Origin of the sequence: Shimwellia blattae DSM 4481 = NBRC 105725, assembly GCF_000262305.1 — a bacterium.
In the GTDB taxonomy this organism is placed as follows: domain Bacteria; phylum Pseudomonadota; class Gammaproteobacteria; order Enterobacterales; family Enterobacteriaceae; genus Shimwellia; species Shimwellia blattae.
This window is the reverse complement of the sequence record NC_017910.1, coordinates 2,395,598-2,421,974: the sequence shown is the minus strand read 5'-3', so window position 1 is coordinate 2,421,974 and position 26,377 is coordinate 2,395,598. Positions and strand designations below refer to the sequence as shown.

Genomic DNA, 26,377 nt, shown 5'->3' with positions numbered 1-26,377 from the left:
AGGGTTCCCGTTTTTTTATGTTAATCAGACACAGAAATATAACGCAGCCCCTTCGCTTATTTATAATTATTATTACAGCGTTAATATGCCCGCCATAAAAGCAGCAACAAAAATTAACTATCGCGCAATCTTTAAGTATAGTCTGTTTTTCGTTTCGCGCGGTATTTTCATGGGCTTTATTTTCTTCAGTGGGGATAATTTCATTTGTGTTCACGCTTTTACCCGTAACAGATATGCTATCTGAACTTTTGTGAACCCAGTCAATAAAAAGTATTCAGTATTATCTTAATTTTACCTTCAGCAAGGTTATGCCGTGGAGGTGAAAATATGTCTGAATTACTCGATGTTATCAGCAGACACTTTGGTAAATTGTCCCTGACCTGGATTGTCGCAGGGTTTATTGGCTGGACTGCTGTGGCATATTTCGCCTGGGGCCAGTACCATGACGGCGCACCGGGAATATATGTTCTGACCGGCTGGCTTGCCTGGGCAATATTTCATCTGGCGCCCGTATGGGCATTATCACTGATATTCTGGGTCAGACGGCGTATTACGCCGGTTCGTTACCGGCATTAATTATCTGGCGGAAAATAAAAAGACCCGAAACCGGGTCTTTTTTATTCAGAGGGGATAGCTGAAATATCCCGCTAAAAAAGGATTAATTAAATACCATGCCGCCATCAATAATCAGCGCCTGGCCGGTCATATAATCCGAGTCGCTCCCGGCAAGGTAGGAGACACAAGCCGCAACGTCTTCAGGCTCGGAAATACGCCCCAGAGCAACGTTCTTCGCCCATTGCTCCAGGCCCCATTCCAGGGTCTGGCCGTTTTCATCGGCCACTTTCCGGGCGATACCTTCCATCATTGGGGTCCGCACGATCCCCGGGCAGTAGGCGTTCACGGTGATCCCACGGGAGGCCAGATCCCGGGCCGCGGTCTGGGTGATGCCGCGCACGGCAAACTTGGTGGCGCCGTAAACGGCTAAATCCGGGTTACCGACCTGGCCTGCCTGGGAGGAGGCGTTAATAATCTTCCCGATGATATCGCCGCGGCGTGCGGGTTTGCGGGCGCTAAAATGTTTCAGTGCCGCCTGAATACCCCAGTAGACACCACCCACGTTGACATCAAATACTTTGTGATAAATTTCCGGGGTGATCTCTTCCAGCGGTGTGGTTGGCCCAAGGCCCGCATTATTCACCATTACGTCCAGGCGGCCGTAACGTGCCACCACGCTATCCACCGCGGCAATCACCTGCTCGCGATCGGAGACATCAACCGCCACGGCAATGGCGCTCCCGCCCTGGCTCTCAATCAGTTTTACGGTCTGCTGTGCTGTTTCATTGTTAAAATCCAGGCAACCAACCTGAAAACCGTCTTTTGCCAGACGCTCGGCAATGGCCCGGCCAATACCCTGGCCTGCGCCGGTCACTACGGCGACTTTTACTGCTGTACTCATATTTCAGTCCTTAATAAAGTTTGCTGACGCAATGAATCTGAAATTAACAACTGGTACATAATGTGAATGATGGATATTTCACCACGTGAATTACCCGTAACACACCAGTAAACTGGTATAGCAAAAAAAACGCCACCTTTCGACATTCGTACTAAGATATTTTCCAGGGTTACCTACCGTCTGCCTGCATTCAGCCATTATATATACAGTGACGCACTGCCCCCCGGGCGGGTTTTAAAACGCCGGTGGACCCACAAATATTGTTCCGGTGCGCGCATGATTTCGCGCTCAATGATTTTATTCATCCAGGTGGCGGCGGCCACTTCATCGCTGGCGGGATAGTCCAGCAGCTCTGGCTCGATAACCAGCTGGTAGCCCTTATTGCCGGTTTTACGCACCATGGTGATGGTCAGCATGGCCGCGTGGGATAGCCGCGACAAGACATAAGTGCCGTTGGTGGTGGCGGCATTAGGCACGGCAAAGAAGGGGGCAAAGCAGCTACCCTTAGGGCCGTAATCCTGGTCAGGGGCGAACCACACCGCTTCACCCTGTTTAAGGACATTAACCATCTCTTTGAGATGGCGGCGGTCTATCATTCCTTTGTTAGAACGCATGCGCCCTTTGGTCTGGGCCCACTCCAGCAGCGGGCTGTTGTGGCGACGGTAAACGGCCATCATCGGCTTGCAGATCCCCATAATCCGCCCGCCCAGTTCCAGGGACATAAAATGGACCCCGATAACCAGCACGCCGCGATTATTGTGCTGGGCATCGGCCAGGTTTTGCAGGCCGTCCACACTAAACCAGCGGCGCAGGCGTTTTTCTGACCAGAACCAGGCCATGCCGGTTTCGAGCAGAGCCATCCCCAGGGAGGCAAAATTCTCGCTGATCAACTCCTCGCGCTTTTGTGCGGATAACTGGGGGAAACACAGGGCGATGTTCCGGCGGGCTATCTGCTCCCGGCGGGCCAGGAAGCGGCGCGATGTGCGCCCGGCGCCGCGGCCAATTATGGCAATCAGCGGGTAGGGTAACTGAACCAGCAGCCACAGCAGGCCTAATCCTGACCATGTCAGCCAGTAGCGCGGGTGGAGCAGCGCAGTGGTAAAACGTTGATGTTGTGTCATTGAGTATAATCTGTGCAGGGAAGGGAGGGGTTGCGTTGGGGTGAGCGAGCGCAACATGGCTCAAACAGGGCTATTTAACCACAACTACCGGTTAAGAGCGGGATGAAATTATGGATAAATGCCTACCGGATGTGTCAGTAATAACGTTCGGAAATTAATGATGCTATCTGGCTGATTTTACTGGATAAACACCTGGTATAAGCGTTATCTGGCAGAGTATAAATATTATCTTAAGTGTAAAATCAGTGTTAAATGCTGTTGTCAGGATTAATTCGTGGGATCTAATCATTAATTCATGGAAAAAAAGCGGGGAAAAGTCACCGCAGCCGACGAATATTTACAATTGCGCCGCCTGCGGAGGGCTTATTTGCTGAAATAGTCAAATGCCACAATGACCAGCGCCAGTACAATGAAGAAAATAGTGGTCTTTTTCATTATAAATTCCTGCCTGTAACGGTGCGGCTATCATATCCGCTGGTGCCGGGGATGTCCCGCTATCTGATCACGTTATCCGGGACAACAGTGAAGAGGCCCGTTGCAGAAAGGGAAAAATACTCGCGCTGACTCTCCGGTGAGAGCCGCAGACCAAAGATACGGAGGATAAATGAAATATATATTGTTACTGCTGGTAGGTGCCGGGCTGGCCGGGTGTGCCGGGGATAATCCCCGCGGCGGGGCTGGCGAAACGGCCAACCCGGCCGCAGTTTACTGCCTGAAGCGGGGCGGTACGCTTATTCCGGTCAGTGATGCTGGCGGGCAAAGCCACCGCTGCAAGCTGCCCACCGGGGAAGTGCTGGATGAGTGGCTGCTGTTTCGCCGCGATCACTCCTGAACCGGCACCCGCTCCGCTATCATATCTGCCAGCACCCGCGCATGGTTCTGGCGGGTGTCTTTTGCCGCGTACAGCAGGGTGAGCGGCTGCTGCTGGCTTATCCGCGCCAGCCGGTCCAGCTCCGGGTTACCGGCCAGTTGCTGGCGGTACAGGGCGCTGAACCCGGCAAAATCAATCACCCCCTGGTGATACTCCTGGCGTAGCTGGCTCTCCGGGGTCAGCGCTTTGCACCATTCGTCATAGGGCAGTGCCGCTTTTTTAAGCCCCCTGGGCCAGAGTTTATCAACCAGTACCCGGTAGCCATCCTGTTCGTCGGGGGCTTCGTATACGCGCTTGCAGCTGATCATCGGTTGTCCTGAGTTACGGGTGATACACCCAGTGTAGTGCCGTCAGCCCCGGGGGTTCAAGGCAGGGTGCTCAATCACCCGGTTGCGCCCTGCCAGCATACCGGAGAGGGCCATCAGCGTGCCGAGCAGGGCACAGACCAGCAGCGCCAGCGCCCAGCTGTGCGTGATATCGTGCAGGCGCCCCATCAGCGGCGGGCCGAAGGCCGCCAGTAAATAGCCCACCGCCTGGGCCATACCCGATAAAGCCGCTGCCTGGTGGGCGCTACTGGCCCGCAGGCCAATAAAGACCAGCCCGAGGATCATCGTCGCCCCGGAACTGAAGCCATAAAGCACGATCCACAGGCTGGCCAGCGCCGGGGCAAGCCATAACCCCAGTAAACTGACCACCCCCAGTAACCCCACCAGCAGCGCAACGCCGCGCTGATCGTTCAGACGGCTGAGCACCAGGCCGATAACCAGGCCCGGAGCGGCGGTTGCCAGTTGCAGCAGGCCGTGCAGCGATCCGGCCTGGGCCGCGCTATAGCCATAGCTCACCAGAATCGCCGGGAGCCAGGCGATCACCACATAGTAGATAAGCGAGTTGAGGCCGAGGAAAAAGGTGATCTGCCAGGCCAGCGGGTGGCGCCAGATACCCCGCTGGCTGAGGGCACTACTGCGGCCCACACCGGCGTAAACCGGCTGTTTTAGTTGCGGCAGCCAGACCAGCAACGCGGCCAGCGGAAAGATCATCAGTGCCAGAAAAGCCCCGCGCCAGCCGGCACCGGCCTCTGCCAGGGGCACGATCAGCAGCGATCCCAGGGCGGCGGCTATCCCCATCGCCAGGGAGTAGTTCCCCGTCAGGCGCGCCACGCCATCAGGGAAGCGCTGCTTGATCAGCGCCGGGAGCAGCACATTACCAAGTGCGATCCCGCAGCCGATAATAGCCGTGCCCGTATAAAGCAGCGCCAGGTTACCGGCAGAGCGTATCCCGATCCCCAGGCAGATAATCCCCATGGCACAAAACAGGCTGCGCTCGGTCCCGAGATGGCGGGAGATCCCGGCCGCCAGCGGCGAGATCAGTGCAAAAATAATCAGCGGCAGGGTGGTCAGTACCCCGGTCTGGGCCGTTGTCAGGCCATAGTCATGGCGCAACTGGTCCAGCAGTGGCGCAATGGCCGTAAAGGTGACGCGCAGGGTAGCGGCAATCAGCAGGATCCCGCAGAGCAGTAACAGCCCCCTGGGGCGAGTGGTGGTGGTCATGGTATGTCCTCAGTCTGATACCTGGTGAGCAGGGCCACTACCTTACGGGTTCGCGCAATGGCGATAAACAGATTAAAATGACACTTTATCGCTGAATTCGGACAATTTTATGCATCGGGGAGCAGAACAGCGCCTGGGGCTGAACGGTTTTGAACCGGATAACCATACCGGGCCCGCGCTGGCGTTTCATATCCGGGTGGATGAAGAGCAGACGGAGATCCCGCTGCATCACCACCGTAAGGGGCAGTTAATTCTGGCGCTGCACGGGGGGATCAGCTGCCATGTAAGCCGCAGCGTGTGGATGGTGCCGCCCCAGTATGCGGTGTGGATCCCCGGGGGCATGGCCCACAGTAATCACGCCACCCCCAACGCCCGGCTCTGTTTTTTGTTTATTGAGCCCGGGGCGGTCTCCATGCCGGAGCAGTGCTGCTCGCTGGCGATCTCCGGGCTGGTACGCGAGATTATCCTGGCGCTGGCCGCCCGGCCGGAGCAGCCGCAGGACCTGGCCTGGCAACGGCTGGTGCAGGTGCTGTTTGATGAGCTCCCCCGCCTGCCGGTGGGGCATCTGCAGTTACCGGTGTCGGAACACCCGAAAATCCGGGCTATGGTGGATTTTATGGCGGCTCAGCCGCAGGTGCGCCGCACCCAGTCAGACTGGGCCCGGGCGCTGGCCATGAGTGAACGCAGCCTGCTGCGCCTGGTCGAGAAAGAGACCGGGATGAATTTCAGGCGCTGGCGCCAGCAGTTACAGGTGATCCTCGCCATCCGGATGCTGATTGCCGGCCAGCGCGTGCAGCAGGTTGCCCAGGCGCTGGGGTATGACTCGGTCACCGCGTTTATTACCCTGTTCCGGCAACAAACCGGGCAGACCCCCCGGGCCTGGCTTGCGGATCTGAAGAGTGCGACGGGTGGCTGAATAATACCGGCCAGCACCCGGGGCGCTGGCCGGTGGTTTATTCCGTGGTGGAGCCCTGTTTGTGGAACAGCTCGCGGAATACCGGGTAGATATCCTCCTGATCGCGGATATGCTGGATGGCGAAATTATCAAAGATGGTCTGCAAATGTTCATATTCACGCCACAGGGTCTGGTGGGCGCGCCGGGTAATTTCGATATAGCTGTAGTAGCGCACCACTGGCAGGATCTTCTTCGCCAGAATTTCGTGGCACAGGGGGGAGTCATCTGCCCAGTTATCGCCGTCCGACGCCTGAGCGGCATAGATATTCCACTGGGCCGGATCATAACGGGCTTTGACAACCTCATCCATTAACTTCAGTGCGCTGGAAACAATCGTCCCCCCGGTTTCCTGAGAGTAGAAAAACTCATGTTCATCCACCTCTTTTGCCTGCGTATGGTGGCGGATGTAGACCACCTCAACGTTCTTGTAAGTGCGGCTGAGGAACAGATACAACAGGATATAGAACCGTTTCGCCATATCCTTGGTGGTCTGATCCATTGAGCCGGAGACGTCCATCAGGCAGAACATCACTGCGCGGCTGGAGGGCTCCGGGCGTTTTTCGTAATTTTTGTAGCGTAAATCAAACGTATCGATAAACGGCACCCGGGCGATTTGCGCCCGCAGGTCGGCTATCTCTTTACGCAGACGCTCCTCTTCCAGAAGCTGTACCGGCTCGCATTTTTCGGCCGCCTCCAGTTGCTCCTCCAGAGTGTGCAGCAGGCGGCGTTTCCCTGCGGTCATGGCGGTACGCCGGGCGAGGGAGTTTTGCAGTGAGCGCACCACGCTGATATTGGCGGGCACGCCGTTTGCCGTAAAACCGGCCCGGTGCGTTTTGTACTCATTAAGCTGGCGGTGCTGGTTGCGTTTCAGGTTGGGCAGCGCCAGGTCTTCAAATAACAGGTCAAGGTACTCGTCTTTGGAGATCTGAAAGACAAACTCGTCCTGGCCTTCGCCGTCCGGGCTTGCCTGCCCCTGGCCACTGCCGCCGCCTCCGCCGCCCCCCTGGGGGCGTTCTACCCGATCATTTTGCACAAAGTGGTCGTTCCCGGGGTGAACCCGGTGGCGCAGCCCCCCCCGGCCCTGGTGGAACATGGGTTCGCTGATATCCTCGGTCGGAATGGAGACGGATTCCCCGCTTTCAATATCCGTTACCGAGCGTTTGTTAAACGCGTCTGAAATCGATTGTTTTATCTGCGATTTGTAACGGCGTAAAAAGCGCTGACGGTTTACCGCGCTTTTGTTTTTGCCGTTCAGTCGTCGGTCAATGAACCAGGTCATAGTTCCCCCCAATACGGCTAATGCCAGCGCTGCAGAAGGCCGCAGCGGCGCTGCGGCCAGGACATCTTATCGTTATGATGATTTACGCACCCGCAGATACCATTCACACAGCAGGCGAACCTGCTTGCGGGTGTAGCCTTTCTCCATCATCCGGTCGACAAAATCGTCATGTTTTTTCTGCTCGTCAGTCGATGTTTTGGCATTAAACGAGATAACCGGCAGTAACTCTTCGGTATTCGAGAACATTTTCTTCTCGATAACGGTGCGCAGCTTCTCATAGCTGGTCCACAGCGGGTTACGGCCATTGTTATTGGCCCGGGCGCGCAGCACGAAATTGACTATCTCATTACGGAAGTCTTTCGGGTTGCTGATCCCGGCGGGTTTTTCAATTTTCTCCAGTTCGGCGTTCAGTGATTCCCGGTCAAACAGCTGGCCGGTATCCGGATCCCGGTATTCCTGGTCCTGGATCCAGAAGTCCGCGTAGGTGACGTAGCGATCGAAAATGTTCTGCCCGTACTCGGAGTACGACTCCAGATAGGCCGTCTGAATCTCTTTGCCAATAAATTCGGCGTATTTCGGGATCAGGTAGCCTTTGAGGAACTCCAGGTAGCGCTCGGCCTGCTCCTGGGGGAACTGCTCACGTTCGATCTGCTGCTCCAGCACGTAGAACAGGTGCACCGGGTTTGCCGCCACTTCGGCGTGGTCAAAGTTGAACACCCGGGAGAGGATCTTAAAGGCAAAGCGGGTGGATAACCCGTTCATGCCCTCATCGACCCCGGCGTAGTCCCGGTACTCCTGGTAGGATTTCGCTTTAGGATCGGTGTCTTTCAGGCTCTCGCCATCGTAGACCCGCATCTTCGAGTACATGCTGGAGTTTTCCGGCTCCTTCAGGCGCGAGAGAATAGAGAAGCGCGCCAGGGTTTCCAGGGTGCCCGGCGCGCAGGGGGCGTGGGTCAGCTCACTGTGGTTCAGCAGTTTTTCATAGATGCGGATTTCCTCAGAGATCCGCAGGCAGTACGGCACCTTGACGATATACACACGGTCAAGGAACGCCTCGTTGTTTTTGTTGTTGCGGAAGGTGACCCATTCAGATTCGTTGGAGTGGGCCAGAATAATGCCGCTGAAGGGCAGGGCAGAGATCCCCTCCGTACCGTTATAGTTCCCCTCCTGGGTGGCGGTCAGCAGCGGGTGCAGCACCTTGATCGGCGCTTTAAACATCTCGACAAATTCCATGATCCCCTGGTTTGCCCGGCACAGGGCGCCGGAGTAGCCGTAGGCATCCGGATCGTTCTGGGCGAAGTGCTCCAGCTTACGGATATCCACCTTACCCACCAGGGCGGAGATATCCTGGTTGTTTTCATCACCGGGCTCGGTTTTGGCAATGGCAATCTGCTCAAGAATCGACGGCCAGACTTTCACCACCCGGAATTTGGTGATGTCGCCACCAAACTCGTGCAGCCGCTTCGCCGCCCAGGGGGACATAATGGTCCCCAGGTAGCGGTTGGGGACGCCATACTCTTTTTCCAGAATCTGGGCGTCTTCCTGCGGGTTAAACAGGCACAGGGGATGGTCGTTCACCGGGCTGCGCTCGCCGTTAGCGCTGAGCACATAAATAGGCACGCGCTGCATCAGCGATTTCAGGCGCTCGGCCAGTGAGGACTTACCGCCGCCTACCGGCCCCAGCAGGTAGAGGATCTGTTTCTTCTCTTCCAGCCCCTGGGCGGCGTGTTTCAGGTAGGAGACAATCTGCTCTATGGCTTCTTCCATACCATAGAACTCTTCAAAAGCGGGGTAGCGGGCAACGACCCGGTTCGAAAAGAGACGGGACAACCGTGGTTCCTGGGCAGTATCCACCATCACTGGCTCACCAATGGCCATCAGTAGCCGTTCTGCCGCGTTGGCATATGCACTGCGATCTTGCCGACAAATGGTAAGAAATTCCTGCAGTGTGAACTCTTCGTCCTTGGCAGCTTCATAACGCTGGCGATAGTGATCGAATATATTCATGGTATGCCGTCCTTTCGTTTTTTAGCACAGGTTACAGAGCCATTCGTATGAATAATGGAGAGGCTCCAGGAAGACGTATTCTGACGCGGCGCTCGCCATAAGCCTGCTGCGTCCCGGGTTGAATAAACCGCGGCGGCGGGCGGGGTGAGTGTTGTCAGGCTGTTGCATCCTCGTAAATTTAAGCGTAGATGGCATTTGGAAAACTTGCATCGTGGTTTCTGAGAATTTCAAATACATATCAATAACTCATCCGGCGATACATCTTACATTTGGCAGGGTTTTTGTTGTGCTGTCATAAAGGCTTCATATTGCTGACATGGGCGTGGCATCTTTACAAACCATATTCATTAATTGGCCTAAATTGTTTCCGTGTTGCAAAAAGGGCGGTTAAAATTCCGGGTCAGTTTTTTGATTAAAGGATTAAAGTGTGACCAGATTAACGCGTTTAATTGCCGGTGGGCTGCTTGCCTCTGTGGCTTCTGTGGCCTGTGCGCAGGGCCCGTGGACAGTGGGTGCCGGGGTCGGCATTATCGAGAATGCTTATAAATCTTATGATAATGACGTCTGGCCGGTGCCGGTTATTGGCTATGAGGGGGATAGCGTCTGGTTTAAGGGGTTAGGCGGGGGCTATTACCTGTGGAATGATAAGAGCGATAAATTGTCGGTGATGGCCTATTATTCACCCCAGTATTTCCGCCCGAAAGACAGCGATAACCGCCAGCTGCGCCAGCTGGATCACCGCCGCAGCACGGTGATGGCGGGCCTCTCTTATACCCACAATACGCCTTATGGCTTCCTGCGCACTTCGCTTGCCGGCGATGTTCTGGATAACAGCAACGGGATTATCTGGGATACAGCATGGCTGTATCGCTATGACAGCGGTAGCTGGGTGGTGACCCCGGGCATTGGTGTCACCTGGAACAGTGAAAATCAGAACCGCTACTATTACGGGGTCAGCCATGCGGAATCCCGCCACAGCGGCCTGAAACACTACAACCCGGACAGCAGCTGGAACCCGTATCTGGAGCTGACGGTCAATTACCGGCTGACCAGCGACTGGAACCTGTACGGCACCGGGCGCTATACCCACCTGAGCGATGAGCAAAAAGACAGCCCGATGGTCGGGAAATCCTGGACGGGTATTTTGTCGACCGGGGTAACGTACTCTTTCTGAGTTTGCCCCTTCAGCATCAGGCCCGCATCTGCGGGCCTTTTTACTTGTGGCTTAGTTTTTTACTACGCGGATAATCTGGGTCAGCAGGGAGGGGTGTGCGGCAGTCACTTTCTGGGGCTCGGTAGCGACGGCGCTCTCCACACAGACAAAGGTTTTATAACCGTCGTCCGGCATATCCGTCATGCTGGCAGACAGTGCCGGGCCCGGGTTCCAGCCCACCACGTTCAGATTATGGCGATGCTCCACCTCGATAGTGCGGCCAAGGCTCGGATCCTGGATAACGCTGAGGCTGTTTGCGTTCAGATAGACCCGGTCAGTACGGTCCGGGAAGGTCTGAATGCCGTCTGCCAGGCTGCCGATTTGCGCATTATTCACCTTATCGATATAGCGATCGCCCAGGCCACTGACTGAAACGGTACTGATATCGCCCACATTGAAGTAGGTGTGCAGGGCGCTGGTGGTGGTGAAATTGCCGTGTGCGCCAAGGGTCATTTCACAGGTTGCCCCCAGTTTGTACTGGGCGGTGAGGGTAAAATCGTGTGGCCAGTAGCGGTGGGAATCTTCACTGCTGCGTAATTCGAAGGTCAGCACTACGCCGCTGGCGTCTTCGCTGTGATTGATCAGCGTCCAGGGCAGGTTGCGGGCAAATCCGTGGGCGGGCAGATCAGGCTGTGCCGCCGGGCCAAACCACGGCCAGCACACGGGTACACCACCGCGGATGGCAACCCCTTTCTGAAACGGCGTGTTGCCGCTGAGCCAGAGCACGTCTTTTTCACCGGCAGGCTGCCAGCTCAGCAGATGGGCGCCCTGCAGTGCAACAGAGGCGCGTACTGCCGGGTGATCCACCACAATGACATCCAGCTCGTCTTTGCGGCAGCGCGACAGGGACGGGGTGATTTTTTCCAGAACCGGTAGTGCAAAAATTGATTTAATCATTCAGAAAACCCTCGGTATAAGCATAAAAAAAGGCGACCGAAGTTGCCTGTCTTTATTTATTGAATTCAGCAGGTTACTGTTTTATTCGCAGCATGATTACAATATTCTACACCAGAAAACCACACCAGACAGCAGTGATTGGGGTAATTGGGGCAATTTGCCGATATCCGGAAAAGAAAGCCTCGTTTTCAGGGGGCGCGGATGAATTTTTTAATGACAGATCGTTAGCCGTTATGTTGCTGAAATCCCCTCTGCGCTTTGACATAGCGCTGTATCGGGAATAGACTAACAACCGTTAGTAGGTGTGATGCACGCTCTGGTTGAGGCTTCTTAAACCAGTAAGCGGCAAACAAAGTATTAAACAAGAAAGCCCGACCTCACCAGTTGGGTTTTTTTGTGCCTGTAGCCCCGCGCACGCCGTTATTGCTCTGAAAGCGCTTGTCGCTTTGATTGAGCTGATTCTGGCCTGCTTACCGTAAGCAACCAGGAAACGTAAGTAAGGCCACCGGCTCACCCCCGGTGGCCTTTAATATTTCGGCTCCCGGATGATGCAGGACGGGCCAGAACAAATAAAAAAGGCGACCGAAGCCGCCTTTTGTTGATCAGTTGCTTAACTCGCCTTATTTGGAGATGTGAGCAATCAGATCCAGAACTTTGTGAGAGTAGCCAGTTTCGTTGTCGTACCAGGAAACCAGTTTCACGAAGTTGTCGTTCAGTGCGATACCGGCTTTGGCATCGAACACGGAAGTGCAGGTTTCGCCGTTGAAATCGGTAGATACAACGTCGTCTTCGGTGTAACCCAGAACGCCTTTCATTGCGCCTTCAGAAGCGGCTTTCATGGCTTTCTTGATTTCTTCGTAAGTTGCTGGTTTAGCCAGACGTACAGTCAGGTCAACAACAGATACGTTCGGAGTCGGAACGCGGAACGCCATACCAGTCAGTTTGCCGTTCAGTTCCGGCAGCACTTTACCTACTGCTTTAGCAGCACCGGTAGAGGACGGGATGATGTTCTGGGATGCGCCGCGGCCGCCGCGCCAGTCTTTGTGAGACGGGCCATCAACGGTTTTCTGAGTAGCGGTGGTTGCGTGAACAGTGGTCATCAGCGCTTCAACGATACCGAAGTTATCGTTAACCACTTTTGCCAGCGGAGCCAGGCAGTTGGTGGTGCAGGAAGCGTTGGACACGATGTCCTGGCCTGCGTAGGTGTCGAAGTTAGCGCCGCGAACGAACATCGGGGTGCTGTCTTTAGACGGACCAGTCATAACCACTTTTTTCGCGCCAGCGGTGATGTGTTTACGGGCAGTCTCGTCGGTCAGGAACAGGCCAGTTGCTTCAGCAACAACTTCAACGCCTGCTTCGTTCCACTTCAGGTTAGCCGGGTCACGTTCAGCGGTAACACGGATTTTTTTACCGTTAACGATCAGATGACCGTCTTTCACTTCAACGGTACCGTTGAAACGGCCGTGAGTGGAGTCATATTTCAGCATGTAAGCCATGTATTCAGCGTCTAACAGGTCGTTGATTGCAACGATCTCGATGTCAGAACGTTCCTGAGCAGCACGGAAAACAATGCGACCGATACGGCCAAAACCGTTGATACCTACTTTGATAGTCATATATTCCACCAGCTATTTGTTAGTGAATAAAAGGTTGGCTGTAAAATTACAAAAACCTTTGGCAGCGTCAAGCGGAATCGTGTCAATCATTGCGACAAATCAAACGTCTGACCACGTATTATTCAACTTATTCCACCTGACAACGTGACAGCCTCCATCCATATGGGGACGGAGGCGTCGATTTTAAAGAGGGAAATGCATAAAAATGTGATCAGTATCACAATTGCATTTCTGCTCAGACAACCACACAGAATTAACATCAAATGCGTTTGGTGGCTGTTAATAGTTTGTTAGAATAGAAGGGATAATGTTATCTGTCTAACCCGAATAAGATATCTCTTATGAGCCGATTCGAACCCCCTGAAAATTTAAAGAAAACCCTGAGCGATGTGCAGTTTTATGTCACCCAGCAGCGCGGTACAGAAGCGCCTTTTAGCGGGCGTTTGTTACACAACAGGCGCGACGGGCTCTACCACTGCCTGGTGTGCGGGGCGCCGCTGTTTACCTCACAAAGTAAATTCGACGCCGGTTGCGGCTGGCCGAGCTTTTTTGAGCCTGCGGGGGCAGATGCTATCCGCTATCTGGAGGATAACTCGCACGGTATGCGGCGGGTGGAGATTCGCTGTGCGAACTGTGACGCCCACTTAGGGCACGTATTCCCGGATGGCCCACAGCCCACCGGCGAGCGGTATTGTGTTAACTCCGCCGCGCTCAGTTTTACTGACAGCGCCGACGGTGAGAAAATCAATGGCTGAAGAAACGATTCAGCAAATTATTCCATTCACCCCTTTTCATGGAGCTGAACCGTGAATATCGACGATATGATTGCTTCTCTGACTCCGGACATCTATCAGCGTCTGGTCACCGCCGTAGAGCTGGGAAAATGGCCCGACGGGGTCGCCCTGACCCCGGAGCAGAAAGAGAACTGCCTGCAACTGGTGATGCTGTGGCAAAGCCGCAATAACCACGAGGCCCAGCATATGACGCTGAACACCCGGGGCCAGATTGAAATGAAAAGTAAGCAGCAGCTGAAGGCGGAATTCGGTGGGGCGCCATCGCCTATTGCCACCCTGAAACCGCAATAAGCTGAAGCGGTGCTGACGGCGGCGTAACATGAAGCCGCCGTCAGCCGGTGGTTCAGCAGGCGGGGTGGGTGTCCAGCCAGTCGGCAAGGGTATACAGGGTCGCCCCGGCGGCGGCCATCTCCTGAAAGGCCAGCGCGCTGTCCTCAGGGGCGATATTCACCCCCCGGCAACCGTCGGTTATTACGTCGACCCCGTAGTGCAGCGCCAGAGCGTCGAGCACGGTAAATTTCACGCAGTAGTCCGTTGCCAGCCCGAGCACCACCAGGTGGTTTATCTGGTGTCGGGTCAGCCAGTCGCTGAGCCCGGTCTGCTGGCGGTGGCCGTTATCAAAAAAGCCGCTGTAGCTGTCGATTTGCGGATCCTGGCCTTTATCTATCGTGACCGTGACTGCTGACCCGTTCAGCAGCGGGTGCAGTTGCGCGCCGGGGCTGTGCTGAATACAGTGATCCGGCCACCATGTCTGGGGCAGGCCGTCGAGCTCGCCCCGGGTGTATGGCGTAGTCTGGTGGGTGCTGGCAAAGCTGCCGTGGCCCGCCGGGTGCCAGTCGCGGGTTGCAATCACCGGGGCATTTTGCCCGGTGAACGCCGCAATAAGCCGGTTGGCGACCGGGATAGTCTCATCGCCCCGGGGAACGGCCAGCGCCCCTCCGGCACAAAAGTCATTCTGTAAATCAACCAGCAGTAAAGCAGTCTGTTTCATGGGGGCTCCGTCAGTCGTCCGGGGTGAGTTCGCCGCGCAAATTCGTGGTCATGGCCTGGCGAATCTGATCCACGCTCAGCCCGCGGCTGAACAGGTAGTGCAGTTTGGTCAGGGCGGCTTCAACCGTCATATCGTAACCGCTGATAACCCCCGCCCGGGCGAGGGCGTTGCCGGTGGCGTACCCGCCCATATTGACCTTGCCGGAGATGCACTGAGTCAGGTTCACCACGATTATCCCGCGCTGGCAGGCTTCTGTCAGGGTGGCGAGGAAGGCCGGCTGCTGGGGCGCATTCCCCACCCCGTAAGAGCGCAGGATCAGTGCCCGTACCGGCTGGCGCACAAAGTTGCGCACCACATCGGCAGAGATCCCGGGGTAAATAGTCACCACCCCGATAGGCTGTGGGGTGATCGGGTGGACGATCAGCGCGCCGCTGTGGGCCGGTGCCGGGGGGGTATTTAAACGGCGGATGTGGATCCCCGCCTCCAGAAGCGGCGGCAGATTTGGCGAATCAAAGGCGTCAAAACCGTCCGCGTGGGCTTTGGTGGTGCGGTTACCCCGGTACAGGCGGTTATTAAAAAACAGGGTCACTTCGTTAACCGGGTAGTTGGCCGCCACGAACAGCGCATTGAGCAGGTTGATTTGCCCGTCGGAGCGCAGCTCTGCCAGGGGGATTTGTGAGCCGGTCACAATCACCGGTTTGCCGAGGTTCTCCAGCATAAAAGAGAGCGCCGAGGCGGTAAAAGCCATGGTGTCCGTGCCGTGGAGGATCACGAAACCGTCGTAATCGTCATAGTTGGCCCGGATATCATCGGCAATATGCTGCCAGTCCTGCGGCGTCATATCGGATGAGTCCATCAGCGGCTGGTACTCGTGAATGGTGAAATCCGGCATTTCCGGGCGGTGAAATTCCGGCATCAGCGCCAGCTGGCGCTGTAAATGGCCGGATACGGGTACGTAGCCGTGATCAGAGCGCTGCATACCGATGGTGCCGCCGGTATAGGCGACATAAATGGATTTTTTTTCCATAGCTTACTCGGGCCTGTAATAAACAGCCGCAGTATAGAAGGGCACGGGGAAAAAAACAGCCCGGTCGTGACCGGGCTGCTGCGTTTGGTTATTTGATATCCGCACAGTTAAGGCAGTAGGCATAGCGATCGCGCGGGTCGTTAAACAGGGTGAGTTTATCACTCTCGCTTTTGACCGCACTGGCCGCCTGCGCCAGCGGTGCCGGTAAGGCAGCGCTGAGCGCCTGGGGCAACATGGCGCGCACGGAGCCATTCAGGCTACTGAACACCATATCCAGCATCGACGTCTCACCCTGGTAGTAAGACAGGGACCAGGTTTTCAGTTTTGCCAGCTCAGCGGCTTTTGCCACCGCGTCGTCAAAGTCACCCAGGCTGTCTACCAGACCGTTGTTTTTGGCGTCCTGGCCGGTCCACACGTGGCCCTGGGCTATCTGGTCTATCTGCTCCGGGGTTTTATTACGTGACTTCGCCACCAGGTTAATAAAGCGCTGGTAGCCGTTTTCAATAGACAGCTGGATCATCTGCTGAACTTCTACCGGCAGCGCTTTGGTGGCGCTGATATCCGCCAGCGGTGAGGTGGATACCCCGTCCGTGTTGACCCCAATCTCCCGCAGGCTGTTTTCCAGGGTGTTAACCACCCCGAAGATACCAATAGAGCCCGTCAGGGTGCTGGGGCTTGCCACAATGTAGTTAGCCGGGGTGGAGATCCAGTAACCGCCGGAGGCAGCCAGCCCCCCCATGGAAACCACCACCGGTTTGCCCGCTTCCCGGGCGGCTTCCAGCTCTTCGCGGATAATTTCTGAGGCGTTGACACTGCCGCCGGGGCTGTTAACCCGCAGCACAATGGCTTTTACCGCCGGATCAAGGCGCGCTTCGCGGATCTGGTGGGCAGTGGTATCGCCCCCCACATTCCCCGGCGTTTCCTCGCCATCAAGAATGGCGCCGCTGGCATAAATCACCGCGATAGTGGAAGACTGCTGCGCCCGGGGTTTGACGGCGTAGTCATAAATACTGACGGCCTGGAAGGCTTTATCTTTCTTGTTCCAGCCAAATTTTTCCGTCAGGGCTTTTTCGACCTGGGCCGGTGTTGCCAGGGCATCCACCAGTTTATTGTCCAGAGCATAGCGGGCAGTATCGCCGGACAGCTTCTGTAACCCGGCGAGCATGGCCTGGGCACCCGGGAACAGCTGCTGGGTGGTTATCTGGCGGTTCGCGGCAATGGTGGACAGATAGTTCTGCCACAGCTCGCCTATCCAGCGGCTGTCTGCCTCCCGGGCCGCCGGTGACATATCGTCACGGATAAACGGCTCTACGGCAGATTTGTAGGTGCCTACCCGGAACACATGGGTGGAGACTTTCAGCTTATCCAGCAGCGACTTATAATAGAGGCCGTTAGTGGCAAAGCCATGCAGATCCACGGTGCCCTGGGGGGAAAGCCAGATTTTACTGGCGAAACTTGCCAGGTAATATTGCCCCTGGCTGTAGCTGTCTCCGGAGGCATAGACCGGTTTACCGCTGTCGCGGAATTCGCGCAGCGCCTTGCCGATATACTGCATGGAAGGCTGATCGCCCCCGGCAAAGTTTTTCAGATCCAGTACCAGCCCGGTGATATTGCGGTCGTCCTTCGCCTGGCGAATGGCATCGACAATATCAAACAGAGAGTTTTCCTGGAGCTTGTCGGTGCTGGAGCCAAACAGCTGGCGGCCAATGATCCCCAGCTTGTTGCTGACCGATGGCTTATCCACTACCACACCGGTAATGTCCAGCAGCAGGGCGCCGCGGGCCGTTTCCGGCGCAGGCGAACCGGCCTGCATCCAGATCCCGGCAGCCACCAGAACCAGAATCAGAAAGATAAGGTTAAAGACCAGGGAGCGAATGAAACTGAGCAGACGCCATGTCCATTTAAAAAATGCGCTGATGTAACGCCAGAGGGTACGCATGTCTTCTCCATACCATAGAATGTGATGTCCCTGACATTCAGACAGGGGAATGGCCTATCCTAAAGACCCGCAAGGCCCTTGTCAGTAGGAAATCAGGGCGTACTGTAACAAAATACCTTGCTATGTTAATTTCGTGAGCAACTTGAGAACAGGAGCGAGTTGATGGATGCACTTGAATTACTGGTTCAGCGCCGCAGCGCATCAAGACTGACAGAACCGGCCCCGCAGGGGGATGTCCTGCAAAATATTTTACGCGCCGCCCTGCGTGCGCCGGACCACGGTAGCCTGCAGCCCTGGCGTTTTACCCTGATTGAAGGTGAAGGGCGCGAGCGCTTCAGCCAGTTGCTGGCCCAGGCGGCCCGGGAGGCCGGTGAAGACGACAAACACATCGAAAAAGCCCGCACGGCGCCGTTTCGCGCCCCGCTGATTATCACCGTCGTGGCTCACTGCGAAACCCACCATAAAGTTCCGGTCTGGGAGCAGCAGATGAGCGCCGGGTGTGCCGTTATGGCGATGCAGATGGCCGCACAGGCCCAGGGGTTCAACGGTATCTGGCGCAGCGGCGTACTGACAGATAACCCCCTGGTGCGCGACGCCTTCGGCTGCCGCCCGCAGGATAAAATTGTCGGCTTCCTGTATCTGGGTACGCCGCAACTGAAAGCGTCAGCCACGGTTGCGGCGGTCGATCCCGCGCCGTTTGTCCGCCGGTTCTGAGGGTGCGCTGTCTGGCCCGCCGGGCAGCGTACTGATTATCTGTTACCCGTTCTGCAGGCCTGAGTCAGCAATTCAGAGTCCGGCCCTTACCTGCAGACCCCCAACGCGCTACCATATATCGTCGTGTCGCCAGAGGGCATTGGCGGCGCAAACCGGTGCGTGTTTTTTTCATCAGCAGGAGTAGTCCCATGAGTGAGCATTCTGAAGACCAGGATAATGTACGTTTAACCCAGTACAGCCACGGAGCAGGTTGCGGTTGTAAAATTTCGCCCAAAGTGCTGGAGGAGATCCTGCACAGCGAGCAGGCGAAGTTTGTCGACCCGAACCTGTTAGTGGGCAATGAGACCAGCGACGACGCGGCGGTCTACGATCTGGGGAACGGCACATGTATTATCAGCACCACGGACTTTTTTATGCCGATTGTGGATGATGCCTTCGATTTTGGCCGGATTGCTGCCACTAACGCCATCAGCGACATTTACGCCATGGGCGGTAAGCCCATTATGGCGATTGCTATCCTCGGCTGGCCGGTGAATGTGCTGGCGCCGGAGATTGCCCGCAAAGTGATTGAGGGCGGGCGCTTTGCCTGCCGCCAGGCGGGCATTGCGCTGGCCGGTGGTCACTCCATTGACTCGCCGGAGCCGATTTTCGGCCTTGCGGTTACCGGGGTGGTCCCGACGGAGCGCATCAAGAAAAACAGCACCGCGCAGGCAGGCTGCAAACTGTATCTCACCAAACCGCTGGGCATTGGCGTGCTGACTACGGCGGAGAAAAAATCGCTGCTGCTCCCGGAACACCAGGGGCTGGCGACGGAAGTCATGTGCCGGATGAACATCGCCGGTGCCGACTTTGCCGCCATTGATGGCGTTAAAGCGATGACGGACGTGACCGGCTTTGGCCTGCTGGGCCACCTGAGCGAAGTGTGCCGCGGTGCCGGTGTGCAGGCCCTGGTGCGCTACCAGGATGTCCCGAAACTGCCGGGGGTTGAGGCGTATATTGCCCAGGGCTCCGTGCCCGGCGGCAGTGCGCGCAACTTTGCCAGCTATGGCTACCTGATGGGCGATATGCCGCAGGCCTGGCGCGATCTGTTGTGCGATCCCCAGACGTCCGGCGGCCTGCTGCTGGCGGTCACGCCGGAGGCCGAAGCCGACGTTCAGGCGGCCGCAGCGCAGCACGGCATCACGCTGACGGCGATTGGCGAGCTGCGCACTGCCCGCGGCGGACGACCGATGATCGAGATAGTCTGAACCGATGCGGTTGTTTATCGCGGAAAAGCCCAGCCTTGCCCGGGCCATTGCCGATGTTCTGCCCAAACCCCACCGTAAGGGGGATGGGTTTATCGAATGCGGCAATGGTCAGGTGGTGACCTGGTGTATTGGCCACCTGCTGGAGCAGGCCCAGCCGGATGCCTACGATTGCCGCTTTGCCCGCTGGAACCTGGCGGATTTGCCTATCGTACCGGAAAAGTGGCAGCTTCAGCCCCGGGCCTCGGTAACGAAACAGCTGAATGTGATCAAGCGCTACCTGCATGAGGCCAGCGAAGTGATCCACGCAGGAGACCCGGATCGCGAAGGTCAACTGCTGGTGGATGAGGTGCTGGACTATCTGCAACTGTCGGCGGACAAACGCCGCCAGGTGCAGCGCTGCCTGATCAACGATCTCAACCCCCAGGCGGTGGAGCGGGCCATTACGCGGCTGCGGGCGAACAGCGACTTTATCCCGCTGTGTGTCTCGGCCCTGGCCCGGGCCCGGGCCGACTGGCTGTACGGGATCAATATGACCCGGGCCTGGACTATCCTCGGGCGGAATGCCGGTTACCAGGGGGTGCTCTCCGTTGGCCGGGTGCAGACCCCGGTGTTGGGGCTGGTGGTGCGCCGCGACGAGGAGATAGAAAACTTCGTCCCCCGGGATTTCTTTGAAGTGAAAGCCCATATCGTGACCCCGGCGGAGGAGCGCTTTGTGGCGCTCTGGCAACCCAGTGAATCCTGCGAGCCGTATCAGGACGAAGAAGGTCGCCTGCTCAACCGGGCCCTGGCAGAGCATGTGGTGCAGCGCATCGCCGGACAGCCTGCGCTGGTTACCGGTTATAACGACAAGCGCGAGTCCGAGCCCGCACCGCTGCCGTTTTCGCTCTCGGCCCTGCAGATTGAGGCGGCGCGTAAATTCGGCCTCAGCGCGCAGAATGTGCTGGATATTTGCCAGAAACTCTACGAAACCCACAAACTGATTACCTATCCCCGTTCAGACAGCCGCCACCTGCCGGAGGAGCATTTTGCCGGTCGCCAGGCGGTGCTGAACGCCATTGGTGTGCACGCCCCGGATCTGCTGCCCCAGCCGGTAATTGATATGGAGCGGCGTAACCGCTGCTGGGACGACAAAAAAGTGGATGCCCACCACGCGATTATCCCCACAGCGCGCACCGGCCAGGTGCGGCTGACGGAGGACGAAGCGCGGGTCTACCAGCTGATTGCCCGCCAGTATCTGATGCAGTTTTGCCCCGATGCGGTGTTCCGCAAGTGCGTGATTGATCTGGAGATCGCCGGGGGCAAATTTATCGCCAAGGCGCGTTTCCTGGCCGATGCGGGCTGGCGCACCCTGCTTGGCAATAAAGAGCGCGACGAAGAGAACGACGGCACGCCGCTGCCGGTGGTCGCCAGGGGGGATGAGCTCCTGTGCGAGAAAGGGGAAGTGGTGGAGCGCCAGACCCAGCCGCCGCGGCACTTTACCGACGCGACGCTGCTTTCCGCCATGACCGGGATTGCCCGTTTTGTCCAGGATAAAGATCTGAAGAAGATCCTGCGCGCCACGGACGGGCTGGGCACCGAGGCCACCCGTGCCGGGATTATCGAGCTGTTATTCAAACGCAATTTTCTGGTGAAAAAAGGGCGCTATATCCACGCCACAGACGCGGGAAAAGCGCTGATCAAGGCGCTGCCTGAGCTTGCCACCCGCCCGGATATGACCGCGCACTGGGAGTCGGTCCTCACCCAGATAAGCGAAAAGCAGTGCCGCTATCAGGACTTTATGCAGCCGCTGGTGACCACGCTGTATGATCTGATAGGTCAGGCGCGGAATACGTCCGTTACCCGCTTTCGCCAGGTGGTCGTTACCGGCGCAAGCCCGCAGAAGGCGGCCCCCGCCCGGCGCCGGGCACGCAAAAAAGCCGCCGGGGCCCAGTGATCCGGCAATAAAAAACGGGATGATCCGCAGATCATCCCGTTTGATATGCTGAGCGGAGGCTCTCCGCGGTCAGATAACGCCCTGAGCTATCATCGCATCGGCCACTTTAACAAACCCGGCAATATTTGCCCCCTGCACATAGTTGGTCCTGGCCTGATCCCCGCCGTACTGCACGCAGTGCTCGTGAATATCCAGCATAATATGGTGCAGACGGGCGTCCACTTTTTCCGCTTTCCAGCTCATCCGCGCGGCGTTCTGGGCCATCTCCAGGCCGGATGTCGCCACGCCACCGGCGTTGGCGGCTTTACCCGGGGCAAACAGCACGCCCGCATCCAGGAACAGGTTGGTGGCGTCAATGGTGGTGGGCATATTGGCCCCTTCGGCCACTGCTTTGACCCCGTTGGCAATCAGCACCCGGGCGGCGTCTGTATCCAGCTCGTTCTGGGTGGCGCAGGGCAGGGCAATGTCCACCGGAACGGACCAGGGCTGCTGACCGGCGAGATACGGCAGGCCAAACTCCCGGGCGTAATCGGCCACGCGGCCGTCACGGCTGGCTTTGATTTCACACAACCGGGCCAGCTTCTCGCGGGTGAAGCCCGTTTCATCTACTACGGTGCCGCCTGAATCCGACGCGGTCACCACCCGGGCACCCAGCTCCATGGCTTTCTCGATAGTATACTGGGCCACGTTGCCGGAGCCGGAAACCGCCACGCGCATCCCTTCGAAATCCAGCCCGTGGCGCTTGAGCATCGCCTGGGTAAAGTAGACCAGGCCGTAGCCGGTCGCTTCCGGGCGGATTAGGCTGCCCCCGAAGGAGAGCCCCTTGCCGGTAAATACGCAGGCGCTGTTATTGGAGAGCTTACGCATCATGCCCGCCATAAAGCCCACTTCCCGGCCACCCACGCCGATATCACCGGCCGGTACGTCAGTATCCGGCCCCAGGTGGCGGTACAGCTCGGTCATCAGCGCCTGGCAAAAGCGCATCACTTCGCCGTCGCTTTTCCCTTTCGGGTCAAAATCGCTGCCGCCCTTGCCGCCGCCCATAGGCAGCGTGGTCAGCGCATTTTTAAAGGTCTGCTCGAAACCGAGGAATTTAAGAATCGACAGGTTAACGGACGGGTGGAAACGCATGCCGCCCTTATAGGGCCCGATGGCGGAGTTAAACTGCACCCGCCAGGCACGGTTTACCTGAACCTGGTTGTTATCATCGACCCACACCACCCGGAACTGGATGGCGCGCTCTGGCTCAACCAGGCGCTCCAGTAGTGCGAGCTGGCGATAGCGGGGATTTTGCTCAAGAAATGGCCACAGGGTGGACATGACTTCGCGCACGGCTTGTGCAAACTCCGGCTGGTTGGGGTCCCTGGCCTGAACCCTGGTAAGAAAAGAAGAGAGTGAAACAGAATGATCCATAGCGTTAAGCGCCTCTTATGGTAATACGGTTGTAATTATGAGGTTATGTAAAATGTGGTTTGCAACCGCACTATAACATCCGTAACCATAAGTGAATCAAGGGGAAATATACCGGGGCGCTAAAATAATTATCAGCGCCCCGTCATCATAAAAAATGATGATAACCGGGCGGGGGATTACCCGGGCAGACTGCGGCGGAGGAAGGCCTCCAGCAGGGGAATATCTGCCGGGGCAAGGTCATAGTCTTGCGCCCGGGCCGGGGTGCACCAGGCAAGCTCACTGTGGCTTGTGGTGCACTGTGGTGTACCGCTGAAGCGGGCCACTGACCAGGCGTGGAGGTTAATCATCCGCCCGGAAACCTCCCGGCTGTGGCTGGCTATCCACTCGCCGGGCGTGGCGTGGATCCCAAGCTCCTCTTCCAGCTCGCGGCACAGGGCCCGGGCCTGGGTTTCGCCCGGCTCCACCTTGCCGCCGGGAAATTCCCATAACCCGGCCTGATCGCAGGAAGCCGCGCGCCGGGCCAGCAGCAGTTTTCCGTTGTGCACAATAATCGCGGCGACAACGTCAATGGTTTTCAGCATGTCCGGCAGCGCTCTCAGATATCAAATACCGCCCAGGCGGGGGCGTGATCGGAGGGTTTTTCCATACCGCGGATCTCATAATCGATGCCGGTTGCGATACAGCGGCTGGCTAAGGGCTGGCTGGCCAGCAGCAGGTCAATGCGCAGGCCGCGGTTATCATCAAACCCCCGGGAGCGGTAATCAAACCAGGAGTAGATATCGCTGGTTTGCGGGTGGGCCTGGCGGAAGGTATCGACCAGCCCCCAGTTCAGCAGCCTGTCCATCCACTCGCGCTCTTCCGGCAGGAAGGAGCATTTCCCGGTGCGCAGCCAGCGCTTGCGGTTCTCTTCGCCAATACCGATATCCAGATCGCCGGGGCTGATGTTCATATCCCCCATGATAAGCACCGGTGATTCCCGGGTCAGCGTGGTGGTCAGGTAGTTTTGCAGGCTCTGGTAAAAGGCCTGTTTGGCCGGGAATTTCAGCGCATGGTCGCGGTTTTCCCCCTGGGGGAAATAGCCGTTGATCACGGTAATATTCCCGACAGAAGAGGGGATCTCTGCCATGATCAGCCGCCGCTGGGCGTCTTCTGCGTCATCCGGGAAGCCGCGCTGTACCGATACCGGCTCCGCTTTGGTCATTAATGCCACACCGTAGTGGCCTTTCTGGCCGTGGTAAAAGACGTTGTAGCCCAGGGCTGCCACCTCTTCCAGCGGAAACATATCGTCGTGAACTTTGGTTTCCTGAAGGCCGATGACATCTGGCTGGTGCTGTTCAACAATGGCCGCTAACTGGTGGGGCCGTGCGCGCAGTCCGTTGATATTAAAAGAGACAAATTTCATATTCGCCGCCATTTTGCAGGTGAAGGTGGCTGGATGTTAGCAGAAAACGCCGGGCCATGCCTGCTTACTCTGTGGCGAAACGGGCGGGGGCCGCGTGTGCGCCGTTTTTATACCGCCCACAGAGGAGATTATAAAAAAAGTCCTTTTATATTCATGGGTATTCCGGGAAATAAACAGAATATTCCTGGATACGGCTTCAGAAATATCTATTTAGCAGGTATACTTCTCCACAATTCCTTTTCAATCAGTGTGATAGAATAATTCAAACACACATCTCCATTATTTATTCTTTATTTCTCCATAATTGACTAAAAAGTGTTTTTAAGACTTTCATAGTTTTACGGATACATTGATTAATTGACCTGAACCGCCGTAATATTAATTCCGTCAACACGGCACAGTATTTTTAAATACCCACTGTGTCGCTGAATAACTGAATATAAGGATACTGATAATGCGTAAGTTAACTGCAATTTTTGTAGCATCTACTCTGGCCCTGGGTGCGGCGAACATGGCTCACGCTGCGGACACCGCTACGGCACCCGCAGCTAACACCGCTGCCGGTCATCATATGAAAGGTCATCATCGTGGTGGCATGCACAACATGATGTTCCAGGACCTGAACCTGACCGATGCGCAGAAAACCCAGATCCGCGACATTATGAAAACCCAGCGCGCTAAAATGCAGCCGCCTTCCTTAGAAGAGCGCCGCGCTATGCACAACATTATCGCCAGCGACAGCTTCGACAGCGCCAAAGCCCAGGCTCAGGCGGATAAAATGGCGGAACAAAGCAAAACCCGGATGCTGGCACACATGGAAACCCAGAATAAAATCTACAATATTCTGACCCCGGAGCAGAAAAAACAGTTTAACGCGAACTTTGAAAAGCGCCTGACTGAACGCCCGGGCCGTGGCCAGGGTGCCCCGGTAGTGCCTGCTGAATAATCACGCTTCACTCTGTGCTAAGACCGCCGGTCTTGCCCGTCACCTCAGTGGCGGGCAGGGCCGGCGGTTTTTTTTTACCGCGGGCAAAGATTAATGGGGGGCCGGGGTGGTTGCCCACTCTCTGACGCCATTGAGGTAAGCGGCAATCAGCTGGGTCAGCACGGGCTGTAACTGTTGCGCCTTCGCCGGGAGCCAGCGGTAGGGGGGCTTTTCATCCATATACAGATGCCGGGCAATAATCAGCTGCAGTGCGCAGATCCCGTCGCCAGGGCGGGCTGTTTGCAGGCTGTAGCCGCCCTGTTGTGGGCCATCTACCGTGTAGCGGAAATGTTTTTGTTTATCCAGCACGTCAGTGATTGCTGCCAGCACCGGGGGCGGGCAGCTTTCCCCCTGGCGGGTCAGCAGCGTAATATCGGCGCGGCTGGTGATAAGGGCGGACGGGGCCGACTGGATATCCAGCAGCTGTGCATAGCCATACTGGGCTTTCAGCCGCTGTAATTCTTTGTTTATCTGCTGGTGCCAGGGCTTCCAGATTTGTTCGAAGACCTGCTCACGATCTTTGCCGCCCGGTGCTTTGCCGGGAATAAAATTGGGCGTACCGTCCTGCATGGTCTGGGGCCACAGGGCACTGATAGCCTGGCTGTCTGCCCGCCCGTCTGGCGGGGGACTATCCAGGTCGATAACCATTCGCGAGTAGTTAGCCATCAGGATACTGGCACCGGCCGCCCGGGCAAATTGCCACAGCTTTTCCTGGTGCCAGTCGGTATCCGGTAATGCCCGCGCAGCGGGAACCAGCCCGGCGGACACATCGGGGGTTAACTGGGTTCCGATATGCGGAACGATGATCAGCAGGGGCAGGCTCCCCTGGGAAAACTCAAATGCGCGCATCGCTATCACTCCCTGAATTGTCACACTCACTGTAACGGGTGCAGGCTACATCCATAGCCTGGTTAACATAAGGTGAATAAACTATTTCAACTGTGTTATTCGCAGTACAGGGTTAAGACTA

The 26,377-nt window shown here is 56.8% G+C and carries 25 protein-coding genes; 10 read left to right on the top strand and 15 right to left on the bottom strand.

Annotation, left to right across the window (positions count from 1 at the left end; genetic code table 11):
• Positions 1-327 precede the first annotated feature (327 nt).
• Positions 328-576: a hypothetical protein gene (locus EBL_RS11425; RefSeq protein ID WP_002440292.1), complete on the top strand. Its 249-nt coding sequence runs from the start codon at positions 328-330 to the stop codon at positions 574-576.
• Positions 577-658: 82 nt separating this feature from the next.
• Here EBL_RS11425 and EBL_RS11420 read toward each other — a convergent pair whose 3' ends face one another.
• The gene (locus EBL_RS11420; protein WP_002440293.1) at positions 659-1,456 is read right to left on the bottom strand and encodes a (S)-acetoin forming diacetyl reductase; all 798 of its coding nucleotides are present in this window, start codon (positions 1,454-1,456) and stop codon (positions 659-661) included.
• A gap of 197 nt (positions 1,457-1,653) precedes the next feature.
• Positions 1,654-2,577 (bottom strand): kdo(2)-lipid IV(A) palmitoleoyltransferase, encoded by a 924-nt coding sequence (gene lpxP, locus EBL_RS11415; protein WP_002440294.1) that lies wholly within the window; start codon positions 2,575-2,577, stop codon positions 1,654-1,656.
• A gap of 604 nt (positions 2,578-3,181) precedes the next feature.
• On the opposite strand from lpxP, the gene EBL_RS11410 reads away from it, so the two are divergent.
• Positions 3,182-3,409 (top strand): putative hemolysin, encoded by a 228-nt coding sequence (locus tag EBL_RS11410; RefSeq protein ID WP_002440295.1) that lies wholly within the window; start codon positions 3,182-3,184, stop codon positions 3,407-3,409.
• Here EBL_RS11410 and EBL_RS11405 read toward each other — a convergent pair.
• Both EBL_RS11405 and EBL_RS11400 read right to left on the bottom strand, forming a co-directional pair.
• Complete coding sequence (locus tag EBL_RS11405; RefSeq protein ID WP_002440296.1) at positions 3,400-3,756, bottom strand: DUF488 domain-containing protein; 357 nt, start codon at positions 3,754-3,756, stop codon at positions 3,400-3,402. The two genes, EBL_RS11410 and EBL_RS11405, sit on opposite strands and share 10 nt — an antisense overlap.
• 42 nt (positions 3,757-3,798) lie before the next feature.
• Positions 3,799-4,995, bottom strand: a complete 1,197-nt coding sequence (locus tag EBL_RS11400) for an MFS transporter (protein ID WP_002440298.1) — start codon at positions 4,993-4,995, stop codon at positions 3,799-3,801.
• Positions 4,996-5,104: 109 nt separating this feature from the next.
• On the opposite strand from EBL_RS11400, the gene EBL_RS11395 reads away from it, so the two are divergent.
• Positions 5,105-5,911 carry an AraC family transcriptional regulator gene (locus tag EBL_RS11395; protein WP_002440299.1) on the top strand — a complete coding sequence of 269 codons (807 nt, stop codon included), beginning with the start codon at positions 5,105-5,107 and terminating at the stop codon, positions 5,909-5,911.
• 37 nt (positions 5,912-5,948) lie between these two features.
• Here the strand turns inward: EBL_RS11395 and EBL_RS11390 are convergent, their stop codons facing one another.
• Both EBL_RS11390 and yeaG read right to left on the bottom strand, forming a co-directional pair.
• The gene (locus tag EBL_RS11390; RefSeq protein ID WP_002440301.1) at positions 5,949-7,229 is read right to left on the bottom strand and encodes a YeaH/YhbH family protein; all 1,281 of its coding nucleotides are present in this window, start codon (positions 7,227-7,229) and stop codon (positions 5,949-5,951) included.
• Positions 7,230-7,301: 72 nt separating this feature from the next.
• Complete coding sequence (gene yeaG / locus EBL_RS11385) at positions 7,302-9,236, bottom strand: protein kinase YeaG (protein ID WP_002440302.1); 1,935 nt, start codon at positions 9,234-9,236, stop codon at positions 7,302-7,304.
• A 427-nt stretch (positions 9,237-9,663) separates the two neighbouring features.
• Between yeaG and EBL_RS11380 the strand changes: the two genes are divergently transcribed.
• A complete protein-coding gene (locus tag EBL_RS11380) occupies positions 9,664-10,410 on the top strand; it encodes a MipA/OmpV family protein (RefSeq protein WP_002440304.1) in 747 nt (248 codons plus the stop codon).
• Between the two features lie 51 nt (positions 10,411-10,461).
• Here EBL_RS11380 and EBL_RS11375 read toward each other — a convergent pair whose 3' ends face one another.
• Both EBL_RS11375 and gapA read right to left on the bottom strand, forming a co-directional pair.
• Entirely contained in the window at positions 10,462-11,346 is an 885-nt protein-coding gene (locus tag EBL_RS11375; protein ID WP_002440305.1) for a D-hexose-6-phosphate mutarotase, read from the bottom strand.
• 620 nt (positions 11,347-11,966) lie between these two features.
• Positions 11,967-12,962: a glyceraldehyde-3-phosphate dehydrogenase gene (gene gapA, locus EBL_RS11370; protein WP_002440306.1), complete on the bottom strand. Its 996-nt coding sequence runs from the start codon at positions 12,960-12,962 to the stop codon at positions 11,967-11,969.
• A gap of 341 nt (positions 12,963-13,303) precedes the next feature.
• Here gapA and msrB point away from each other — a divergent pair, with 341 nt between their 5' ends.
• Positions 13,304-13,717, top strand: a complete 414-nt coding sequence (gene msrB, locus EBL_RS11365; protein WP_002440307.1) for a peptide-methionine (R)-S-oxide reductase MsrB — start codon at positions 13,304-13,306, stop codon at positions 13,715-13,717.
• A gap of 51 nt (positions 13,718-13,768) precedes the next feature.
• Positions 13,769-14,047 (top strand): YeaC family protein, encoded by a 279-nt coding sequence (locus EBL_RS11360; RefSeq protein ID WP_002440308.1) that lies wholly within the window; start codon positions 13,769-13,771, stop codon positions 14,045-14,047.
• 52 nt (positions 14,048-14,099) lie between these two features.
• Here EBL_RS11360 and pncA read toward each other — a convergent pair whose 3' ends face one another.
• The 3 genes from pncA to sppA form a co-directional block, all read right to left on the bottom strand.
• The gene (gene pncA / locus EBL_RS11355; RefSeq protein ID WP_002440309.1) at positions 14,100-14,747 is read right to left on the bottom strand and encodes a bifunctional nicotinamidase/pyrazinamidase; all 648 of its coding nucleotides are present in this window, start codon (positions 14,745-14,747) and stop codon (positions 14,100-14,102) included.
• Positions 14,748-14,757: 10 nt separating this feature from the next.
• Complete coding sequence (ansA, locus tag EBL_RS11350) at positions 14,758-15,774, bottom strand: asparaginase (protein WP_002440310.1); 1,017 nt, start codon at positions 15,772-15,774, stop codon at positions 14,758-14,760.
• 88 nt (positions 15,775-15,862) lie between these two features.
• Entirely contained in the window at positions 15,863-17,713 is a 1,851-nt protein-coding gene (sppA, locus tag EBL_RS11345) for a signal peptide peptidase SppA (RefSeq protein ID WP_002440311.1), read from the bottom strand.
• 162 nt (positions 17,714-17,875) lie between these two features.
• Between sppA and EBL_RS11340 the strand changes: the two genes are divergently transcribed.
• The 3 genes from EBL_RS11340 to EBL_RS11330 all read left to right on the top strand — a co-directional run bounded on the left by EBL_RS11340 (position 17,876) and on the right by EBL_RS11330 (position 21,607).
• Positions 17,876-18,427, top strand: coding sequence for an NAD(P)H nitroreductase (locus EBL_RS11340; RefSeq protein WP_002440312.1), 552 nt, complete (start codon positions 17,876-17,878; stop codon positions 18,425-18,427).
• A gap of 188 nt (positions 18,428-18,615) precedes the next feature.
• On the top strand, positions 18,616-19,674 hold the full coding sequence (selD, locus tag EBL_RS11335; RefSeq protein ID WP_002440313.1) for a selenide, water dikinase SelD: 1,059 nt from the start codon (positions 18,616-18,618) through the stop codon (positions 19,672-19,674).
• A 4-nt stretch (positions 19,675-19,678) separates the two neighbouring features.
• Entirely contained in the window at positions 19,679-21,607 is a 1,929-nt protein-coding gene (locus EBL_RS11330; protein WP_002440314.1) for a DNA topoisomerase III, read from the top strand.
• A gap of 69 nt (positions 21,608-21,676) precedes the next feature.
• Here EBL_RS11330 and gdhA read toward each other — a convergent pair whose 3' ends face one another.
• The 3 genes from gdhA to xthA form a co-directional block, all read right to left on the bottom strand.
• The gene (gene gdhA, locus EBL_RS11325; protein ID WP_002440315.1) at positions 21,677-23,020 is read right to left on the bottom strand and encodes an NADP-specific glutamate dehydrogenase; all 1,344 of its coding nucleotides are present in this window, start codon (positions 23,018-23,020) and stop codon (positions 21,677-21,679) included.
• A 176-nt stretch (positions 23,021-23,196) separates the two neighbouring features.
• Entirely contained in the window at positions 23,197-23,601 is a 405-nt protein-coding gene (locus EBL_RS11320) for a pyrimidine (deoxy)nucleoside triphosphate diphosphatase (protein WP_002440316.1), read from the bottom strand.
• A 14-nt stretch (positions 23,602-23,615) separates the two neighbouring features.
• On the bottom strand, positions 23,616-24,422 hold the full coding sequence (gene xthA, locus EBL_RS11315; RefSeq protein ID WP_002440317.1) for an exodeoxyribonuclease III: 807 nt from the start codon (positions 24,420-24,422) through the stop codon (positions 23,616-23,618).
• Positions 24,423-24,876: 454 nt separating this feature from the next.
• Between xthA and spy the strand changes: the two genes are divergently transcribed.
• Positions 24,877-25,368 (top strand): ATP-independent periplasmic protein-refolding chaperone Spy, encoded by a 492-nt coding sequence (gene spy, locus EBL_RS11310; protein ID WP_002440318.1) that lies wholly within the window; start codon positions 24,877-24,879, stop codon positions 25,366-25,368.
• 90 nt (positions 25,369-25,458) lie between these two features.
• Here spy and EBL_RS11305 read toward each other — a convergent pair whose 3' ends face one another.
• Positions 25,459-26,256: an N-formylglutamate amidohydrolase gene (locus EBL_RS11305; protein WP_002440319.1), complete on the bottom strand. Its 798-nt coding sequence runs from the start codon at positions 26,254-26,256 to the stop codon at positions 25,459-25,461.
• Positions 26,257-26,377: the final 121 nt, after the last annotated feature.

Bases quoted from the DNA above. Each gene is read 5' to 3' on its own strand.
- EBL_RS11395 (WP_002440299.1), top strand. From the start codon at position 5,105: ATGCATCGGGGAGCAGAACAGCGCCTGGGGCTGAACGGTTTTGAACCG.
- EBL_RS11320 (WP_002440316.1), bottom strand. From the start codon at position 23,601: ATGCTGAAAACCATTGACGTTGTCGCCGCGATTATTGTGCACAACGGA.
- EBL_RS11405 (WP_002440296.1), bottom strand. From the start codon at position 3,756: ATGATCAGCTGCAAGCGCGTATACGAAGCCCCCGACGAACAGGATGGC.
- EBL_RS11420 (WP_002440293.1), bottom strand. From the start codon at position 1,456: ATGAGTACAGCAGTAAAAGTCGCCGTAGTGACCGGCGCAGGCCAGGGT.
- EBL_RS11330 (WP_002440314.1), top strand. From the start codon at position 19,679: ATGCGGTTGTTTATCGCGGAAAAGCCCAGCCTTGCCCGGGCCATTGCC.
- lpxP (WP_002440294.1), bottom strand. From the start codon at position 2,577: ATGACACAACATCAACGTTTTACCACTGCGCTGCTCCACCCGCGCTAC.
- selD (WP_002440313.1), top strand. From the start codon at position 18,616: ATGAGTGAGCATTCTGAAGACCAGGATAATGTACGTTTAACCCAGTAC.
- EBL_RS11390 (WP_002440301.1), bottom strand. From the start codon at position 7,229: ATGACCTGGTTCATTGACCGACGACTGAACGGCAAAAACAAAAGCGCG.
- EBL_RS11425 (WP_002440292.1), top strand. From the start codon at position 328: ATGTCTGAATTACTCGATGTTATCAGCAGACACTTTGGTAAATTGTCC.
- EBL_RS11410 (WP_002440295.1), top strand. From the start codon at position 3,182: ATGAAATATATATTGTTACTGCTGGTAGGTGCCGGGCTGGCCGGGTGT.
- EBL_RS11340 (WP_002440312.1), top strand. From the start codon at position 17,876: ATGGATGCACTTGAATTACTGGTTCAGCGCCGCAGCGCATCAAGACTG.
- sppA (WP_002440311.1), bottom strand. From the start codon at position 17,713: ATGCGTACCCTCTGGCGTTACATCAGCGCATTTTTTAAATGGACATGG.
- xthA (WP_002440317.1), bottom strand. From the start codon at position 24,422: ATGAAATTTGTCTCTTTTAATATCAACGGACTGCGCGCACGGCCCCAC.
- gdhA (WP_002440315.1), bottom strand. From the start codon at position 23,020: ATGGATCATTCTGTTTCACTCTCTTCTTTTCTTACCAGGGTTCAGGCC.
- EBL_RS11400 (WP_002440298.1), bottom strand. From the start codon at position 4,995: ATGACCACCACCACTCGCCCCAGGGGGCTGTTACTGCTCTGCGGGATC.
- yeaG (WP_002440302.1), bottom strand. From the start codon at position 9,236: ATGAATATATTCGATCACTATCGCCAGCGTTATGAAGCTGCCAAGGAC.
- msrB (WP_002440307.1), top strand. From the start codon at position 13,304: ATGAGCCGATTCGAACCCCCTGAAAATTTAAAGAAAACCCTGAGCGAT.
- EBL_RS11375 (WP_002440305.1), bottom strand. From the start codon at position 11,346: ATGATTAAATCAATTTTTGCACTACCGGTTCTGGAAAAAATCACCCCG.
- gapA (WP_002440306.1), bottom strand. From the start codon at position 12,962: ATGACTATCAAAGTAGGTATCAACGGTTTTGGCCGTATCGGTCGCATT.
- pncA (WP_002440309.1), bottom strand. From the start codon at position 14,747: ATGAAACAGACTGCTTTACTGCTGGTTGATTTACAGAATGACTTTTGT.
- EBL_RS11305 (WP_002440319.1), bottom strand. From the start codon at position 26,256: ATGCGCGCATTTGAGTTTTCCCAGGGGAGCCTGCCCCTGCTGATCATC.
- spy (WP_002440318.1), top strand. From the start codon at position 24,877: ATGCGTAAGTTAACTGCAATTTTTGTAGCATCTACTCTGGCCCTGGGT.
- ansA (WP_002440310.1), bottom strand. From the start codon at position 15,774: ATGGAAAAAAAATCCATTTATGTCGCCTATACCGGCGGCACCATCGGT.